8 protein-coding genes are annotated in these 17,993 nt (G+C 47.1%); 4 read left to right on the forward strand and 4 right to left on the reverse strand.

Going from position 1 to position 17,993, the window contains the following annotated elements; translation table 11 throughout:
- Positions 1 to 315: 315 nt before the first annotated feature.
- Positions 316 to 4,647 carry a S8 family serine peptidase gene (locus tag BMZ06_RS02490; protein WP_245755934.1) on the reverse strand — a complete coding sequence of 1,444 codons (4,332 nt, stop codon included), beginning with the start codon at positions 4,645 to 4,647 and terminating at the stop codon, positions 316 to 318.
- 293 nt (positions 4,648 to 4,940) lie between these two features.
- Between BMZ06_RS02490 and secA2 the strand changes: the two genes are divergently transcribed.
- Together secA2 and BMZ06_RS02500 are read left to right on the forward strand one after the other, a co-directional pair.
- Positions 4,941 to 7,310, forward strand: a complete 2,370-nt coding sequence (gene secA2 / locus BMZ06_RS02495; protein WP_089749820.1) for an accessory Sec system translocase SecA2 — start codon at positions 4,941 to 4,943, stop codon at positions 7,308 to 7,310.
- Positions 7,303 to 8,199 carry an accessory Sec system S-layer assembly protein gene (locus BMZ06_RS02500; RefSeq protein ID WP_089749821.1) on the forward strand — a complete coding sequence of 299 codons (897 nt, stop codon included), beginning with the start codon at positions 7,303 to 7,305 and terminating at the stop codon, positions 8,197 to 8,199. Before secA2 ends, BMZ06_RS02500 begins: the two co-directional genes overlap by 8 nt.
- 167 nt (positions 8,200 to 8,366) lie before the next feature.
- Here the strand turns inward: BMZ06_RS02500 and BMZ06_RS02505 are convergent, their stop codons facing one another.
- Entirely contained in the window at positions 8,367 to 10,985 is a 2,619-nt protein-coding gene (locus BMZ06_RS02505) for a S8 family serine peptidase (RefSeq protein ID WP_089749823.1), read from the reverse strand.
- Positions 10,986 to 11,233: 248 nt separating this feature from the next.
- Here BMZ06_RS02505 and BMZ06_RS02510 point away from each other — a divergent pair, with 248 nt between their 5' ends.
- Positions 11,234 to 12,850, forward strand: coding sequence for an S-layer homology domain-containing protein (locus tag BMZ06_RS02510; protein ID WP_089749825.1), 1,617 nt, complete (start codon positions 11,234 to 11,236; stop codon positions 12,848 to 12,850).
- A 12-nt stretch (positions 12,851 to 12,862) separates the two neighbouring features.
- Complete coding sequence (locus BMZ06_RS02515) at positions 12,863 to 13,108, forward strand: DUF3006 domain-containing protein (protein WP_089749827.1); 246 nt, start codon at positions 12,863 to 12,865, stop codon at positions 13,106 to 13,108.
- Between the two features lie 145 nt (positions 13,109 to 13,253).
- On the opposite strand, the gene BMZ06_RS02520 is transcribed toward BMZ06_RS02515, so the two are convergent.
- Both BMZ06_RS02520 and BMZ06_RS02525 read right to left on the reverse strand, forming a co-directional pair.
- The gene (locus BMZ06_RS02520) at positions 13,254 to 15,464 is read right to left on the reverse strand and encodes a 5'-nucleotidase C-terminal domain-containing protein (RefSeq protein WP_089749829.1); all 2,211 of its coding nucleotides are present in this window, start codon (positions 15,462 to 15,464) and stop codon (positions 13,254 to 13,256) included.
- 866 nt (positions 15,465 to 16,330) lie between these two features.
- Positions 16,331 to 17,989, reverse strand: coding sequence for a S8 family peptidase (locus tag BMZ06_RS02525; protein ID WP_089749830.1), 1,659 nt, complete (start codon positions 17,987 to 17,989; stop codon positions 16,331 to 16,333).
- Between the last annotated feature and the right edge of the window lie 4 nt (positions 17,990 to 17,993).

Consider the following 17,993-nt stretch of genomic DNA (forward strand, 5'->3'; position numbering starts at 1 on the left):
CTTTTTTTAATTTTATGCATCCCTATATCGCAAGGTCCGGAGAGGGACGGTGAGACTCCTGTGGGATAAACATGATCGGTGAGACCCCGGAAGGCTTTAGCCTGAGGCCCTGCAGGACGCAGGGTCGTTCGACGTTGCCACACGATGTGGCGGTCTTAGTGGAACCTCCACTGTGTTGAGCCCACGGAAAGCGAATCGTACCCCGGAGGACCTTCATCTTATAATTAATTAAGTACCTAATTAGAGATCCAAAGATCGTAAAAAAAGAAGCAGCTGAGGCTCATCTAAGCCTCAGCTGCTTCTTTTTTTTCTTACTTAGTTAATGAAACGATCATCCTCAGCTTTTGCAAGGAACATCGCAAATTCAGCACGAGTCGTGTCACGGTCCAGCTTGAACGTTCCATCCGGGTAACCGATGGAAATCTTATTAGCTGCCAGCGTATTGATGTAATCATACGCCCAGTGATCAAGAGGCACGTCACTGAATCCGTCGTCGGTGCTGCCTTTCAGGTCATAAGCATCGACAAGGATTTTCGCCATTTCAGAACGCTTCAGGCTGGCTTTCGGATTAAAGTTTCCGTCCGGGGAACCAACCATAATTCCGCTTTCTGCAATAGCTGCGATATCAGCGTAGCCGTAATCGCCTTTTTTCACATCATTGAATTCTGGATCTTTGACATTGTCCGTGTCCAGGTCAAGGATACGAACGATCATTTTCGCGGCATTCACACGGGAGATGTCGTCATTGGTTCCAAAATCTCCGTTTGGATAACCGAGGATGACTCCGCCCTCGTTCAGCTTCTGAATCACTTCTTCTGCCCAGTAATCTTCTGGAATATCGTTAAAGGATTTAGCCTCTTTATCAGATTGATAGATTGTGATTTGCTTGGTCGTTGTATTTCCGGCCAAGTCCACTAGTTCAATCTCGAAGGAGTTTTTGCCTTCTTCCAGATTGACCGTTTCGTTAATCGTTTCTTCAATTGATCTCATTTCATATGGTTCTTTAAAGACGTTCTTGTAAACTTCGCTGCCATCTACATAGAGACGAAGCTCGTCAAAGTTATCTTTCACATTCATTTCAAGATCCGCTTCTCCTTGATCGGTCGTCTGCGGTCCATCAATGGATAGAACTGGGTTCGTGGAATCTAACATGAACCTTCTAATGAAGGAAATGTCATTGCCACTGTCATCAACAGCTTTAAATTCAATTTCTTTGAATCCATCTTTCTTGAAGCTGATGGTTTCGCTGAAGTTGTAGCGCTGATTTGTTTTATCCCAGTCTAATTCGGCTTTTTCACCGTTGATTGTCAGGCTTTCCACCTGAGAATCGTCTTTTACATAGCCGGTTACTTCTACTTCTTTATTATTGGTTACGCTCAATGCTTCTGGAGTAAGGGCTGTCACGGCTGGAACCGTGCCATCTGCTTCTTCCATCGCATTGTCAGAAGTTGTGTTGCCTGCATAGTCATGGGCGACAACTTTTACATTAGTCGCTTCGTCTGGATTCTTAACCGTGTAAGAATCAGCGTCAGATCCAAGAGATTTCTCGGAAACTAGTTTTCCATTCACGAGAACGTCGAAGTGAGAAAGTCCCGTATCTTCGTCAAAAGCATCCCAGTTGATCTGGCCGCTTTCCTGATCGTACGTTACTTCAAGCGATGGATCTACGGTGTCTACTTGAACTGGAATTTTCACAGATTGCCATTCGGCATCCGGGAAGTCCACTTTCGATTTGATTTCGTAATAGTACTGACCATCTTCAACCACTTCGCCTTTCACTTTACCATCCCAGGCAGCCTCGAAGAATGTGTTGGTCAGTGGACCGGCACCGCCGTCAAAATAGTTTTTGCGGATGCCATCCTGCGTGCGGATCGTACGCAGTTCATTTTCGTTTTCATCAAGTACATTAAATTCAACTTCCTTAGCATTTCTTAAGAAAGAAACGTCCGGAATGACACTTTCAAAGGACTCGTCTCCATCTGGAGAGAATCCAACATTGTCTTCAGACCCGGTTAGCGCTTCGTCTTTTCCTAGTAGTGGATCGACACCAACAAGCTGGTATCCATTACCATCCGGAGTAATTAACGCAGTCAGGCTGTAGAACGGCTCACCTTCTGCATCGTAAATTGTGTCATCCACAATCGGTGCCTCATCCCATTCGCCGTTAAAGCCAACATATGGCACGGCAAGCGCTGGATTAGAGTCGTTTGGATCCTTCAGTTTAATGAATCCTTCTACAAAGTTTCCATTTTCAAAGATTTCATCAAGAGAGTCACCAAATAGAGACGTGACCGTATTGGACAGATCGATCGTTACATTCAATTCAATCGTTGAATCGGCAGGCACGACGACCTGGTATCCATCTTTTACATTGGCACCATTTGGAGAAGAGATATCAATTGGGAATTCACCATTATAGAAAGGTCCTTCCCCTTCAATGGATTCTTCTTTAAAGATCGCCTGAGATTCTACGGTGTTTTCACCATTTAGAGCTAAGTCTGTTTGTACAGAACCTTCGACGTTATAAACCGCATTTACATCACTTACGTTTCTAAGTTCTAGCGTAAATGATTCCTGCTGGTCCATTTCTTTCAGGGCAACTTTACCCAATCCGGAGTCTTTCTCCGTCACGACAACTGGCGTCTCCATGGCAGCATGAAGATCCATAAGTCCCGCACCCTGGCGGCGTGGAGAATAATCTAGACCCAGCTCATAGTTGGAGTTGAGATTGCCTTGATCTTCTTGTGGAACGGATGTGTTTAATAGAATGTTTTTCGCCATTTCCACGCGGTTGTTTCCTTCAAGTGAGAATTCTTTGTCAACACGCTGCATAACAAGCGCTGATCCGCCGGCTACGTGTGGTGCAGCCATGGATGTACCACTCTTCATGCCGTAGTCATCATCCTGTAAGGTCGATAGGATATTTCCGCCTGGTGCTGTAATTTCTGGTTTGAAATTAAGGTTAGGCGTTACACCCCAGGAAGAGAAGTTGGAAATCTGACCCGCTGCTGGGCTTTTAGCTACGACTTCTTCTCCCATGAACGCAATTTCCAGATTCTTTCCTTCATCTAAATAAGCTTTCAGCTCTAGCCCTGTTGCTTTTAAGATACCTAGCTGAGGAATGTTAATTTCATCACTGGAAGCCATGCTGATGTAGCCGGATACGTTATTGTAAATAATAACGCCCACGGCTCCCTCTTCTTGAGCATTTAACGTTTTATCTACAAATGCAGATTCCCCGCGGCTGATTAATGCAATTTTCCCTTCGAGGTCCACTCCTTCAAAATCATTGGCCTCTGGGTTCTCTGTAGAATCTCCCGGCTTTCTCCCAAGCCCGGCATCCGCCACTTCGTAATAGTCCTCACCAAGCGTTTGTGGGGATACGCTGCTTGCATTTAGGAAAGGCACGGAATCCTTCGCTTCTCCATCTACACGTGTATTGAAACCTTCAAGCTCCAGGTATTCATTTTCAAACGAAGCTACCTGAAGGGATTCAGTAGCAAGTCCAGGTGCACCGACAAGCCCGATATCCGGGTTAGACGCATATGGATTGCCAAAGCCTGTTCCAAAACGATCGGAGTTACCTGCAGAGATGGCCATCATGATGCCATTATCCACCGCACGTTTGATCGCTTTCTGTTCTGGTTCATCCGGTTCTACAAAGCTTGCTGTGGAACCGAGACTCATATTGATGACGTCTGCACCAAGCAGAATCGCGTCATCGATCGCTTTAATGTAAATATCACTATACGTCGAAGGCATTTCCGGGTCGTTACCGAAAACTTTCAGCCCTAGCAGCTGAGCTTCCGGAGCTACGCCCATCAAACCGCCTTCTGCTTCATTTCCGTTTGCTCCGACAATACCGGATACGTGCATCCCATGCTCACTTGCACCCGGACCAAGGTCCAGTACAGTATTGTTCTCATCCGCATAGTTGCGGCCAAACGGTACTTTCTCTGTGAAGTATTTCCCTTTCAGTGCGCCTTCCCCTGTAAGGTCGGACACATCTTCCTGACTGATTTCTGTTTCTGTCTCTTCACTCAGAACCATGTCCTGGTGATCCGGGTCAATTCCTGTGTCAATAACCCCGATGGTCATGCCTTCGCCTTTATACCCGTATTCTTCCCAGGTTTTTTGAGCTTTGACCAGTTCTTTACTATACAATAGATTTGGTTCTTCTGTTTCCGGACGATCGTATTCATGACTGATATGTACGTCTTCGACTTCCGAAAGATTCTTAATTAATTCAATGGAACGGTACTCAACACTTCCGCTGAATCCATTCACAACAGTTGTGAAGCTTTCCTTATAATCCATTGGTACGGAACTATTGGCAATGGATTTCTTCACGGCTTCCTGCTTTTGCAGAGCATCCTGCTGAAGTTTCTCTTTTTCATCTTTCGATAGATCCTGATAGTTGTTCGTTGATTCTATGGTTGGCTTTCCTTCTAATTCGACAATGACGCGGACTTTTTCTTTGGGATCATATTCCTTGTCCGAATTAATTTCTTTGGTTTTCTGGTCCTCTACCGTGATCTTGTCCGGCTTATCCAGATACTGCTCTGAATTCGATAATCCACTGGCTGCGAACACCGAGTTCGAAAAAGCGAGCAGGAAGATAAAGAACAAAATCAGACTCTTTTTCATGTTCAAATGGTTGTCCTCCTTAGTTTTTCTATCAAAATACCTAAAATTACCCTCCTTTCTACTTTTTTACAACCTCAAGTATATTCAAATATTCATAAAATTACAAATTGTAACATGCAGGACATTGTCCTTATCCAGTGGAAATATCATGTAATGAATGAAGATTCATAGTCTGAATATACTAGGTCCACACACCGGCATATTGTTTCCAAAACTTAACGTCATTCGTGTAGAAATGACAGGACTTACCATGGTAAAGTAAAAGATAACTACCTAACCAAGGAGCATCCACCATGATGAAGAAACTCTTCCCTGACAAACGGGGACGTGAATGGAAGAACTACGATCAGGAACTCCGCGCCATCAACCGACTGGAAGCCCAGGTGGGCGATTTGTCCGACGATGAACTGCGGGCGAAAACCAGCGAATTCAAGACCGCCTTACATAAGGGAGCGGCCATTTATGACATCCGCGCAGAAGCCTTTGCCGTCGTGCGGGAAGCCGCCCGCCGCGTACTTGGTCTCCGTCCCTATGACGTCCAGCTGCTCGGGGGACTGATCATGTCGGACGGAAACATTGCGGAGATGGCGACCGGCGAAGGAAAGACGCTTGTGGCAGCCCTTTCCGGCTATCTGTTTGCCTTAGAGGAAAAGGGTGTCCATTTGATTACGGCTAATGAGTATTTAGCACAACGTGATTATGAACTTCTAAGTCCTTTGTATGACTTCCTCTGGATATCTACTGGTTTGAATTTGAACCAAATCTCCCAAACTGAGAAACAAGAAGCCTACCAGGCCGACCTGACCTACGGGACAGGAACCGCTTTCGGATTCGACTATCTTCGCGATCATCTGACACGGGACCAAAAGAACCAGGTACAGCGCCCCTATCATGTCGCGATTATTGATGAAATTGACAGCGTGCTGATCGATGAAGCGAAGACGCCGATGTTGATCGCCGGCAAAATGGAGGCCCACGCGAATCTACATAAACTGGGGGCTCTGGTGATGCGTACGTTTCAAAAGGATGCGGATTATCAGCTGGATCCGGAAACGAAGGCGGTCCATTTTACCGATCAGGGGATACATAAAATCGAACGCGCGTTTGATATTGAGAATCTATTTGACCTCGAGCATCAGACGCTTTATCACTACATGATGCAGGCGGTCCGTGCCCGGGTTCTTTTTCATAGAGATAAGGATTATGTGGTGGAGGACCAGCAGATTAAGCTGATTGACACATTCACCGGGCGGCTGATGGAAGGGCGCACGCTCTCCGATGGACTTCATCAGGCGCTGGAAGCGAAGGAAGGGCTTGCGATCACAGAAGAGAATAAGCCTCAGGCGTCGATTACCGTGCAGAACTTCTTCCGGATGTACCCGAGACTTGCGGGCATGACCGGGACGGCGAAAACCGAGGAAAGTGAATTTCAAAGTGTGTACGGCTTGAATGTATGGGCGGTTCCGACGAATGAACCTGTCCTTCGGGAAGACCATCCGGATCAGGTGTACTTGACGCAGGCAGACAAGTACCGCGCGATTGTCCGTGAGGTGGAACAGGTACACGCGTCAGGACAGCCGATTCTTATCGGAACCTCTTCTATTTTGCAGTCGGAATACCTATCCAACTTGCTTCAGGAAGCCGGGGTTAGTCATGAGCTCCTGAATGCGAAAAGTGTGGAGCAGGAAGCGCGATTGATTTCGTTCGCCGGACAGGTCGGCCAGGTGACGATTGCGACCAATATGGCCGGACGCGGAACGGATATCGTACTTGGCGAAGGTGCGGCCGCACGCGGCGGTCTGCATGTGATCGGAACGGAACGCCATGAATCACGGCGCATAGACAATCAGCTGAAGGGACGGGCCGGACGTCAGGGTGATCCTGGCTCCTCCCGCTTCCTGATTTCCTTAGAAGATGAGATCGTCGAGCGCTTCGGTCAGACCGAGCGGGACCGAAAATGGAAACATCCGAAGACGAACGAAGACGGATTAATTTTACAGAGTCCGATTGATTCTTTTATGAATACGGTTCAAAAAATCAGCGAAGGCAGCCAGGCGAACATCCGGGCTTCCATCCTGAAGCTGGATGACGTGATCCATGATCAGCGCACCGTGGTGTACAGGCTGCGCAACCAGATCCTTCAAAGTGAAGATCCGATGGGAATCCTCGCGCCTATGGTCCTGGATTACGTTCACGAGCTCGTGCAAACGTACTGTCCGGAACGAGAAGCGTCTGAAGAATGGGACCTGGATAAGCTCGAGATGGATTTAAAACGTGCCATTCCGGGAATAGATAGTCAACTTGCTCGAGTCCATTATGAAGACCAAGCGGAGGTGATCTCCAACCTTCATGCGCTGGTCGAGCGTTATCAGGGACAGATTCAGAAATGGAAAATCCGGGCGTCTGTGCAGCACAAGGTTGCCCAGGGTGCGCTAAGCATTCTTGACCGGCACTGGGTCCGTCACCTGGATAAGATGAACCGCCTGAAAGAAGGCGTCGGCATCCGGCAGTACCAGCAGGAAGATCCGGTCCGGCTCTATCAGCAGGACGGATTTGAGCTGTTCACCCAGACGTTTGCATCCATCCGGCAGGAAATGGTCCTCTGGATGGCTGAGGTGCTGGAGCCGTTAGAGAAATCCAAGGAGGAATCCCCCGATGTTTAATTTTCGAAACCATAAAAAGCACGCCCCCGATACGGCGTATGACGAACATGCGGTCAATGCCCAGGAACTCGGTCTGGCCGGAGAATCCTCAGGAGAGGAAGCTGTGTATCCGGAGCTTTCCTACCATCCTGACTGGAAGCTTGACCCGGAAGACGAGTACGTGTACCGCTTCTGGAACAATGATTTGCCGCCGCTTAAACCGAACCAGTTCAGCATTCACGGCGTCGATTTGAAGCAGACAAACGGAACGCTTGTCGTCGAAGCGTTCGTGAGGAATGCCTTATCGCGAAGTATTAATTTAAAGACGATGACCATCCTCCTGCTTGATCGGCAGGGGTTTCCCGTTGCGAGAAAATGGTTTGATCTGAAGAAGGTCGGGACGATACCGGCGAGATCCAGCCGTCCGTGGACATTTACGTTTGAGCAGCAGCACCGGGTCACGTCCGACGCCAATCCGCCGGTGCACGGATGGAAGCTCGTCATTGAACCGAATCAGAAGCACCGCAAGCACACGCTTGACTTAGATGAAAGTCTTGAGCAGTTCCTTCCGGCTGGAGATGCGGAGAAACTGGAACGATATGTAGAGGGTCTGCAGCCGCCGAAGCCCGGCGAGATTAATTTTGTCAGTTTAAAAGCTGAGAAGAAAGAAGGTGCGCTTCATGTGGCGTTATTGATTCGTAACGGCAGCGACCGTTCGATCAACCTCCCCCACCTGCCGCTCCAGGTTAAGGATGCGACGGGCGATGTGGTAGCGCAGGGAGCGTTTAAGCTGAAGCATGTGGAAGTGAAAGGCAATACAAGTAAGCCGTGGACATTCGTGTTTCCAGAGTCAATGATCCTGAGTGAAACTATTGATCTATCGAGATGGAAAGCTTATCCGATTCAGTAAATAGAATCCCTGTTGTCCTTTGGGATGACAGGGATTCTCCTATGTTTACGGCGCTGATACGATGGCTGGCCGTGCTGGCTGAGGGACGAACGACGGAGGATATTCCGGAAAAGGAAGCATAAGAAAGACCCGGTCTAATCATGGACCGGGTCTTTTTGGCTATCGGTTTATAGTTCGTCACTCAGGAGTTTGGCCATGATGACGGCAAACTCGGAGCGCTTAATCGCTTGATTTGGACGATAGGTGCCGTCCGGAAAGCCTTTGATCACGTCGTTCGCTGTGAGTGTATCAATATAAGAGGCGGCCCAGGAATCAGCTTTTACGTCAGGGAAGGTACTGGAACTCTCCCCTGTTAATTCGTAGGCGCGAACAACGAGTGTCGCCATTTCCGCTCGCGTCAGTGTCCCGTTCGGGTGGAAAGTGCCATCTTCATAACCCGACAAAATTCCGACCTCGGCAAGCGCACCGATGTATTCCGATCCCCAGTGACGGCTGGGCACATCAGGAAAGTCCGCTTCCTTGAGAGGTAGATCCAGTTCACGGGCAATCATCGTAGCCGCTCCCGCGCGGGTAATCTCATCGTGGAAACCAAACGTTCCATCCGGGTACCCCGTCATCAGATTTTCCCTGGACAGGTAGCTGACATAAGGTTCGGCCCACGTACCCGTGACATCCGGGAATGTTTTTTCATTATAGTCCATGCTTACTACGTAGTTTTCATTGCGGTCGGCTTCTCCGGTACCGTTCTCGACAATCAGATAATGAGTGCCGCGGGTGATCCCATCGATGGTGGCGGTATTATAGGCTACGCCGTCCTGCTCGTATTGCTGAACAGACGCCGCTTCTAACGTCTGCCTATTTCCTTCCTGATCATAAGCTGCAACGGTAACCTCCGGATCAATATGGGTGGCGTCCCCATTCGAGGCAAGGGTCACATCGACGCTTCCTGAATAAGGGAAATCCACTTTATAGTAATCCAGATCGGCCGTGTCAAAGGTGCCGACCGCTGCCTGTTCATAAGAGAGTTTCGTTGCGGACGAGGCGAAATCATTCGGCTCCTGTTCATAAACGATTTCGTCCTTGTACGGATGGTCCGGCCAATTGACTTCCATGACGTACGATTCATCGGACCAGTGGTTGTAGTAATCATACACCATCACCGTGTACTTGCCGGGGCTTGCTTCAAAGGTGAACGATTCGCCGCTCCCTTTCCACTCTCCATCAAAAACCTGTCGCTCACCATAACGGTTGTAGACGGCGACCACGAGATCTTCATTGTCCGATCGGCTGGTTACATCGACGCTGACCGTGGTGGGATGATCGACGCGGAAATCATACCAGTCGGAGTCGTTCGGCGTGTCGAGATTCTCCCGTTTCGGCTGCCCTTTTTCCAAGTGGAAGGAGCTTTCCTGGTTGTTGCTGACATCATCTTTTAAATCGACCGCCGCTGAGGTGATGACTTCATATGCATCGGGAATGCCATATCCATACTCTTCCTCCCACCTGCTTCCGGTAGGGGTTTCGGCATGTTTTTCCATGGCCCATTCGATTTCATCCGGATTCCAGTCGGGGTTCTCCCCTTTCATCATAGCGGCAAGTCCGGAGACAAGCGGAGCTGAAAAGGATGTCCCGCTCATACTTGTATAGCCGCCCATATAAGACGTGCTGGTCAGAAAAACGCCGGGAGCTGCTAAATCAATCCATGTTCCGTAATTGGAGAAAAGAGCCGGGTAACCGGAGCGATCCGTGGCTGCAACGCTGATGACTGGAAAATAGGAAGCTGGATAAGATGCATCCCGAATTCCATCATTGGACGCTGCAGCTACGAGAACAATTCCTTCATTATAGGCTTTCCAGAGCGCGCGTTCTTCGGCATCTGACCGATGATAGGCTCCGAAGCTCATATTAATGACGTCCACTCCCTGGTCTATGGCATAGTAAATGCCGGATAAAACGTTAGAATCGCTGAATCTCCCTTCAGAGTCCCCTACTTTGACTGGGAGAATTTTTGTCTCTGGAGCCAGACCTGCGATTCCCCGGTCATTAAAGTTCGCCGCGATTAATCCGGCGATATGCGTACCGTGTCCGTGATTGTCACCCGGATTTGCATCATTATTAACAAAATCATATCCTGGCAGCACGACGCCCTGAAGATCTTCGTGATACTTGTAGACGCCGGTGTCCAGTACCGCAACGGTTGTATCGGAAGACCCTCGCGTCACATCCCAGGTCTTCTCCATATTCATGTCATCATACTGATACTGCCCTGAATATTTGGGATCGGAAGGAACGTAGGATGTTTCACTTATGTAGTCTGGATCGGCAGTAAGGACCGCCGGGTCTTCGTTTAATTGCTGCAGCACGTGGTTATAATCCACGTCTTCTTTCACTTCAAGCAGACGGAAGTTATGCCGCTTGAGCGCTTCGGACAAAGGCCCTTCGTTTACTTCATACGCCTCTGTTGAAAAGGATGAAGACTCCTTCACTTCGATTAATATCCCGCGGTTATGTACATCTTTCAGATCGACCTCTTCTACTTGCTTGGAGCTTTTGGAACTCTCTTTCTTATGTACTTGTTTGACGGGTCTGTCATCCTTTTGGAAAGAAGCTCCCTCTTCCGGTTTGGACGTTTGTGTTTCACCTTTCGTTATCTCCTCTAAAGGAATCTTCTTCATTCTTTCTTCTGCCTGGACCGAAGATGATGGAGCCAAACCTGAGAGTGTCGGGGCTACAAGAGTGAGGCTGATCATCATCGATGTAATCGAATACCTGGTGCGTTTCTTCATATAATTCCTCCTACTAATCTATCAATATTTGTAACCTGATTGTAACATTAAATGGATACTAAAGAATATAGTCCCACAAGAAACCACAACTAAATACCCTCACCCTGTCAATTACCACCTCCTTCCACCTCAGGTCTCCCAGGATCTGGGAGACCTGAGGTGGGTATAATTGGCAGTTTTGTTACAATCCCTTTTCAATAGACTAGATTCCTAGTATGGTTAGACTAAACAACTAGGAGGTACGCATAATGAGAAATTGGATAGCGTTTCTAGCTGCATTCCTTTTGGTTACAGCTTTAACGACGCAACCCGCCCAGGCGGAAGATGCTTTTCGCGACTTGGATCAAACGCCGTGGGCGAAAGAAGAAATTACGTATTTAAGTAATGAAGGGATTATTAATGGGTACGGGAACGGATACTTCGGTCCCCGGGACCCGATCACTCGTGCGCAGGCAGCGATGATGCTCGTCAACGACTTGTACCCGAATGCAGAAGCCCAGGAAGATCCCGGATTTCATGATTTAAGCAGAGACAGTATTTACTACAATGCGATCGCCGTAGCCGCACAAAAAGGCTTAGTGTCCGGGTACCCGGATGGAACCTACAAACCGGACGCTAATATTAAGCGCGATGAAGCGGCCTTTTTAATCGACCGAGCTTATGACGTCAAAAGAAATTACGGAGAAAGTGTTTTCTTCTCCGACGTCGGTGATTACTGGTCGACCGGTGCTATTAAAGACCTAGCGTCGCAAGGCATCATAAACGGCTATACGGACGGTACATTCCGCCCGACTCAATCGATTAACCGTGCTGAATTTTCGGTTGTTCTATCGTACACCGTTAATAAAAGCCTTCGTCCTCTCGATGATATGACCGCTCATTTCATCAATGTCGGCCAGGGTGACAGCACGCTTCTTGAAACGCCATCCGGCCAAACGATCCTGATTGATGGCGGACGTAAATCAGCGGGACAAGAAGTGGTGGATTACTTAGCATCTGCCGGAATCAACACGATTGATTTAATGGTTGCTACTCATCCGGATGCCGATCACATCGGCGGTTTAATCGATGTACTGGAAACAATGGACGTGAAGCAAGTGCTCGACAGCGGCAAATACCACACGACGGATACGTACATGGAATACCTGGACTTGATCGACAAGAAAGATATTCCTTTTGATACGGCTGTCGAAGGGGAAGTTCTGTCCTATGAAGACATGAGTATGAAAGTGATGAACAGTGAAGAATCTTCCAGTGATAACAATGAATCCTCGATCGTGTTAAAGGTCACTCACGGGGAAGTTGACTTCTTATTAACCGGAGACGCTACCATTGATAATGAAGAAGAAATGCTCCCCGCTTACAATCTAGAAGCTGAAATATTGAAAGTCGGCCACCATGGTGCTTCGACGTCCACTTCTATTGAATTTATTGATGAAGTACAGCCTGAAGTGGGAATCCTATCCTATGGAGAAAACTCTTACGGACATCCGGACTCTGAAGTGGTGAACCGCCTGTGGCAGGCAGACGTCAAACTTTACTCCACCTGTGACGAAGGGGATATTACGATCACCTCCACCGGAAACAGCTATGACGTAAATGCTTCGATCTTCGATGGCAGCGACCCTTGTATAGCTGAGCAGGATGATGGTAATAATGATGGGGAAAGTCCTGGATTGATTAACGTAAACACGGCAAGCTACGAGGAGCTGCAGGAAGTTAACGGCATCGGCACGACCATTGCCGGAAACATTATCGAGTATCGTGAAACTTACGGTGCTTTCCAAACCTACGAAGAGCTGCTCAATGTGAGTTATATCGGAGAAGCTACGCTTGAAGAAATCAAGCCGCAAATTACACTTTGAGGTGAATGATCCATGCGTTATACCATCGATCGTTTTGAAAACGGGAAAGCCGTTCTCTTAGAAAAAGGAAACGAATTTAACGAGAAGCTGATTCCTATAGAACGCATGCCTTCCCACGCCCAAGAAGGAGATCTGGTAGAACCCGCCGACCTCGGTCATGGCAAGGACTATCAAGTGCTCGAACAGGAGACAGCCGACCGCCGCAAACAAGCCAAAGAAAAACTAGAAAAACTAAAGAAAAAATCCAAAAAGAAATAAACAATAAGAACTTCAAAATACTTCCACCTCAGGTCATCCAGAATCTGGATGACCTGAGGTGGAAGTTTATACCAATAACCAGCAAAAAACCCGTAATGATCGATGCGATCGTTACGGGTTTTTGGTTTGTTCTATTTCCTTATGATCAGTCACTGTCGTTATCGTTGTTATTCTCATCTACAATACGATTTTCAATAGAAGGTGTGACCGTGCCTTGCTCTGCTACATAGTCTCTGAATACTTCCCAATCGGAAAGACCAAGATCTGTTACGTCGCCATCATCATAGGCTTGAGCAAATACGTCGTAGCCATCGCCGCCTTTAGCTGTGAAGGCGTTGGTTGCGATTGTGTACGTATCTCCTTCATTCAATGTTTCCCATGCACCGCCCTGATTTACTTCCACTTCTACAACACGAGTGCCTGCATCTTTTGAGCTGTCATACGTGAATTTCAAGCCGGATACTTGCAGGAATCCGCCGTTTTCTTCAGGGACTTGGCCTACACTGCGCTCAAGAGCTGTTTTGATTTCTGCTCCTGTCAAATCCATTGTAGCAAGCGTATTACCAAAAGGCATCACGGTTAGAATTTCACCCAGTGTAATCGCTCCTTTGTCAATCGAAGTACGGATACCGCCGCTGTTTTGGAAGGCCGCTACAACATCTTTGTTGTATTCCTTCGCTTTATCCAGCATGCCATCAGCAATCAGATTGCCAAGTGCTGTCTCGCTGTTACGGACACTTACCGTTCCTCCGTCACCCAGTCGCGGATTCGGAAATGCTTCCTCAGCTACTCCTCCGCTTTCTTCGTTCTTAAGCTCTTCTATGTCATCCGAATATTTCTTCAGTTCTTCTGCTGCTTCTGGATCTGCTTCTTTCTCAGAGACATCAATCAGCTCGCTGGAGTAATCCGTTACGACACCGTCTTCATCGAATTCAACATCCAGCGTCCCAAGGTTTCCTCCGTACTGACCCGCTTGCACGATAATCGTCGGGTCTTTGGGATCACCATTTTCATCCGTCGTTACTTCCACAGCCTCATCTAAGCTGGTGTGGCTGTGGCCGCCGACAATAATATCGATGCCGTCCACTTCCGCCAGCATCTGATCATTATCATAAGCAGGATTGTCATTGAAACCAAGGTGAGTCAACGCGATTACTTTGTCTACACCCAGCGCTTCCAGAGCTCTTACACGCTCTTCCGCCGTTTGAATGTAGTTATCAAATGTAATATCTTCAGGGCTTGAAATATCCGCTGTTTCCGCAGTCGTTAAACCGAAGATTCCTACTTCTTCCCCGTCAATTTCTTTAACAAGGCTGTTGTAGATCTCTCCATCACGTGGATACTTACTGATGAAGCTGTTATACAGATCTCTCATATTCTCATCTTGAGAAAAGTTAACATTCGAGCTGACGAAAGGAAATTCAGCTCCTTCTACAAACTCCTTGAGGGCCTGGTGTCCTTCCGCAGAGGAACCAAGATCGAATTCGTGGTTACCGAAAGTCATGGCATCATAGTCCATCATGTTCATAAACTCCAGATCCGCCTGGCCTTTAAATTTATTAAAATACAGCGTACCAGAGAATACGTCTCCTGCATCCAGCAGCAGTGCATCCGGATTTTCAGCGCGTACTTCTTCAACGGCTGTGACGCGTTTAGCCACGTCTTCTAAATGACCATGCGTGTCATTGGTGTGCATAAGAGAAAGATCGAAATCCGATGGCTTCGGCAGTTTTGAACCGAAATCATAGTCTGTATTTGCTAGAAGCCAGGCAAAGTCTCCACGCTTCACATCAGCATCCGGACCGAAATGATTTTCATCCTGTCCTACAATTAAACCATTGGCATAAAGCGTTTCGATAGCCGTTTCATACCATTCGCCTTCTTCGACATCCTCGAATGGATGTCCGGCTTCTTCCGGTTCAATTCCATAGGCTTCCATAATGATCTGAGCAAATTCAGCCCGGGACATTTTTGCGTGTGGAGCAAACGTGCCGTCGTCCATTCCGTGGATGATACCAGATTCATGAAGGGCATTGATGGCGTCCGCATACCAGTGATCCTGGTTAACGTCTGGATAAGGAGCAGGATCTGCATTCAAATTCAGATCAAGAATTTTGGCAAGCATAAGAGAAGCTTCCGCACGTGTAACGGAATCACCTAAACGGAATGTTCCATCTTCATACCCCTTTACAACACCGGCCTCTGCCAGCTGGTGAATGACTTCGTAATAGGGATGGTCTTCCTGAACATCCGGGAATGTTTCTTCTGCGGAAATACTAACAGCTGGAGTTAAAGCGGACGCCACTAGAGCGGCTCCCATGGAAGATACAACAAACTTGCTATGTAGCTTTTTCATTTTTATAAAACTCCTCCTTCAATTTATAAACCTGGCTTTCTATTTAACGACCGTGGCAAAGGGATATATGTACTCTACTTTCCTCCCCCATTTTATAAAAAGCCTACACTATAAATCTTACACGATTGTCCATAAAATTCCTCTAAAAACTTAAAATTTTACAATTTTTTTACCGGAACTCAAGAAAAGATTGTTATTTTCTAAGATTATAGCTGCTATCTATACAAGAGTTTGAGGAGAAGTGGAGTTGTTGGTTTTTCATGAAAACATTTCTTCCATATAGGGCCGTATACTTTAAGACTCAGTTGTGAAATAACTCGGGTCCGTTGCCCAAAAATAGATGAGGGCGGCTACGGAAACAACTCGCTTTCCTGCGGGGGAACTGGCAAGCCTCCTCGGTCGCTGTCACTCCCTGTGGGGTCTCGCCTAGCTCCTTCTCCCGCGGGAGTCTCCTTGTTTCCTTCGCCACCCTGCGATTGAAGAGTGAACGGACCCTTCTATAGGCAATATAGGACGATGCTTGATCCGTCTCAAATGCTTCTATAGTGGGAATTTTCCACACGTACTTGATTATTGTTATAAGTTGAGCTCCATCATAAACCGAGGTGTTTTAAACATGATTTCGAGCTCCATATTTTGCAAGGTCCGAAGGGGGACGATGTAGACTCCTGCGGGATGAACATGATCGGTGAGATCCCGGAAGGCGAAGCCTGAGGAAGCTCACCACATGCCCGCGGAAAGCGAAATCGTCCCCCGAAGGACCTTCCGCTCAACAAATGTCTGGAAATCAAGTCTTTAACACAGAAAAAACCCTGAAACCTATAGGAAGGTTTCAGGGTTTTCACCTTTATTATGATTCTATCAAACTATTGATTCAATACATTAGAAAGAATCAGAGAAAACTCAGCACGTGTAATTTCATTTGAAGGGTGGAACGTTCCATCTGGATATCCAGAAATGAATCCCGCTGCCTTCAAATCGTAAACACTTTCATAATAGTAAGCATTTTCACTCACATCACTGAATCTTTCAGAAGAAGATCCATCAATCTTGAACGCACGATCGATAATCATCGCTACATCCGCACGGTTAATGGCCTGCTTCGGACGGAATGTCCCATCCGTATAACCAGAAATGAAGCCAGAAGAAGTACCGGAAGAAATATAACCGGAACCGAATGAACCTGGACTTACATCAGGGAAATCCGTTGCTCTTTCTTCTCCATTCAGTTCCAAAGCACGACCTACCATGGCTACTGCTTCTTCACGTGTAATGGATCGTTTTGCTTTAAACATACCATCGTCATAACCACTGATTAAGTTTCCTTGTGAAAGATTTTCAACGGCACTACTGTACCAATGGCTTCTGTCAAAATCTTTAAAAGGTGTGGTTGGTGCTTGCGCAATTCCGTTGCCGTAAGTATTATCTTTCCCAGCTGCTCCTTTATCAAGAGAGTTAGAAGCAAGAAGAGACTCTATTTCTGAATTTGTTAAATCAGGAAATAGTTGATGATAGAGTGCAAGCACTCCAGTAACATGAGGAGCAGCCATTGAAGACCCACTCATGTTTGCATAGCCGGTTGGGTAATCATCATTTGTAATATAAGTACTTTCAATTCGTGCGCCAGGAGCTGTGAAATCGAGGGAAGGTCCATCATACGTGTAATCCGAACCATCCAGTTTGTTGGTAACAGCACCTACACTAACTACTTCTGGAAAGCGTGCCGGATAAAGAATGTCATTAATATTTTCTGATACACATACATCTTTGTTTCCTGCAGCAGCTACTACTTGCACGCCAGCATTTCTAGCTTTCTTGATTGCATTTTTTGTGAGATCAGAAGGTTTACAGGATGTGAGACTTAGATTAATAATATCTACATCTTGATCAATGGCCCAATCAATACCGGCCACCACTTCTGAATTCATTCCGTTTCCTTTTTCGTCGAGCACTTTTACTGCATAGATCTCTGCATTAGGAGCGATGCCCACAGTGCCAATTTCGTTATCCTGGGCGGCTATGATTCCTGTTACGTGTGTTCCGTGACCATTATCATCTTCATAACCACTGGTTCCTTTAACAAAACTGATTCCTTTGGCTATATTCAGGTCAGGGTGGTTGCTCGCAACCCCGGTATCCAGGACAGCAATTTTAACTCCCTCGCCTGATAGCCCCATGGCTCTTGATTGGTTCATTTTCACTGTGTCTGTTCCCCAGGAAGTTTCCTGGAAACTCGCTTGAACTTGGCCATCTTCTTCAATTGATTTGACTGCAGTTTCACCCTTCAACTCAGAAATCTTATTGCCTGGTATCGTTACCGCTACAGAATTAAGAGAATCATAACGGTAATGAATGGTGTGCGGGATACTCTTCAGCACATTTAAATCAATTTCTTCCTTATACTGAATTACCACGCGCTCCATTTTTCCCCCTTCTGAATCTTGATCAGAAGCTGCCAGAGAAGCAGAAGGCGTACCCAAAGCCCCTGAAACCAGTAACACCATGACAACCATTAACTTTTTCAATAGA

It is taken from the genome of Halobacillus alkaliphilus, from assembly GCF_900113125.1.
In the GTDB taxonomy this organism is placed as follows: domain Bacteria; phylum Bacillota; class Bacilli; order Bacillales; family Halobacillaceae; genus Halobacillus; species Halobacillus alkaliphilus.

Excerpts from the sequence above, each read along its gene's own strand:
- BMZ06_RS02490 (WP_245755934.1), bottom strand. The coding sequence starts at position 4,647 with ATGAAAAAGAGTCTGATTTTGTTCTTTATCTTCCTGCTCGCTTTTTCG.
- BMZ06_RS02505 (WP_089749823.1), bottom strand. The coding sequence starts at position 10,985 with ATGAAGAAACGCACCAGGTATTCGATTACATCGATGATGATCAGCCTC.
- BMZ06_RS02515 (WP_089749827.1), top strand. The coding sequence starts at position 12,863 with ATGCGTTATACCATCGATCGTTTTGAAAACGGGAAAGCCGTTCTCTTA.
- BMZ06_RS02520 (WP_089749829.1), bottom strand. The coding sequence starts at position 15,464 with ATGAAAAAGCTACATAGCAAGTTTGTTGTATCTTCCATGGGAGCCGCT.
- secA2 (WP_089749820.1), top strand. The coding sequence starts at position 4,941 with ATGATGAAGAAACTCTTCCCTGACAAACGGGGACGTGAATGGAAGAAC.
- BMZ06_RS02500 (WP_089749821.1), top strand. The coding sequence starts at position 7,303 with ATGTTTAATTTTCGAAACCATAAAAAGCACGCCCCCGATACGGCGTAT.
- BMZ06_RS02510 (WP_089749825.1), top strand. The coding sequence starts at position 11,234 with ATGAGAAATTGGATAGCGTTTCTAGCTGCATTCCTTTTGGTTACAGCT.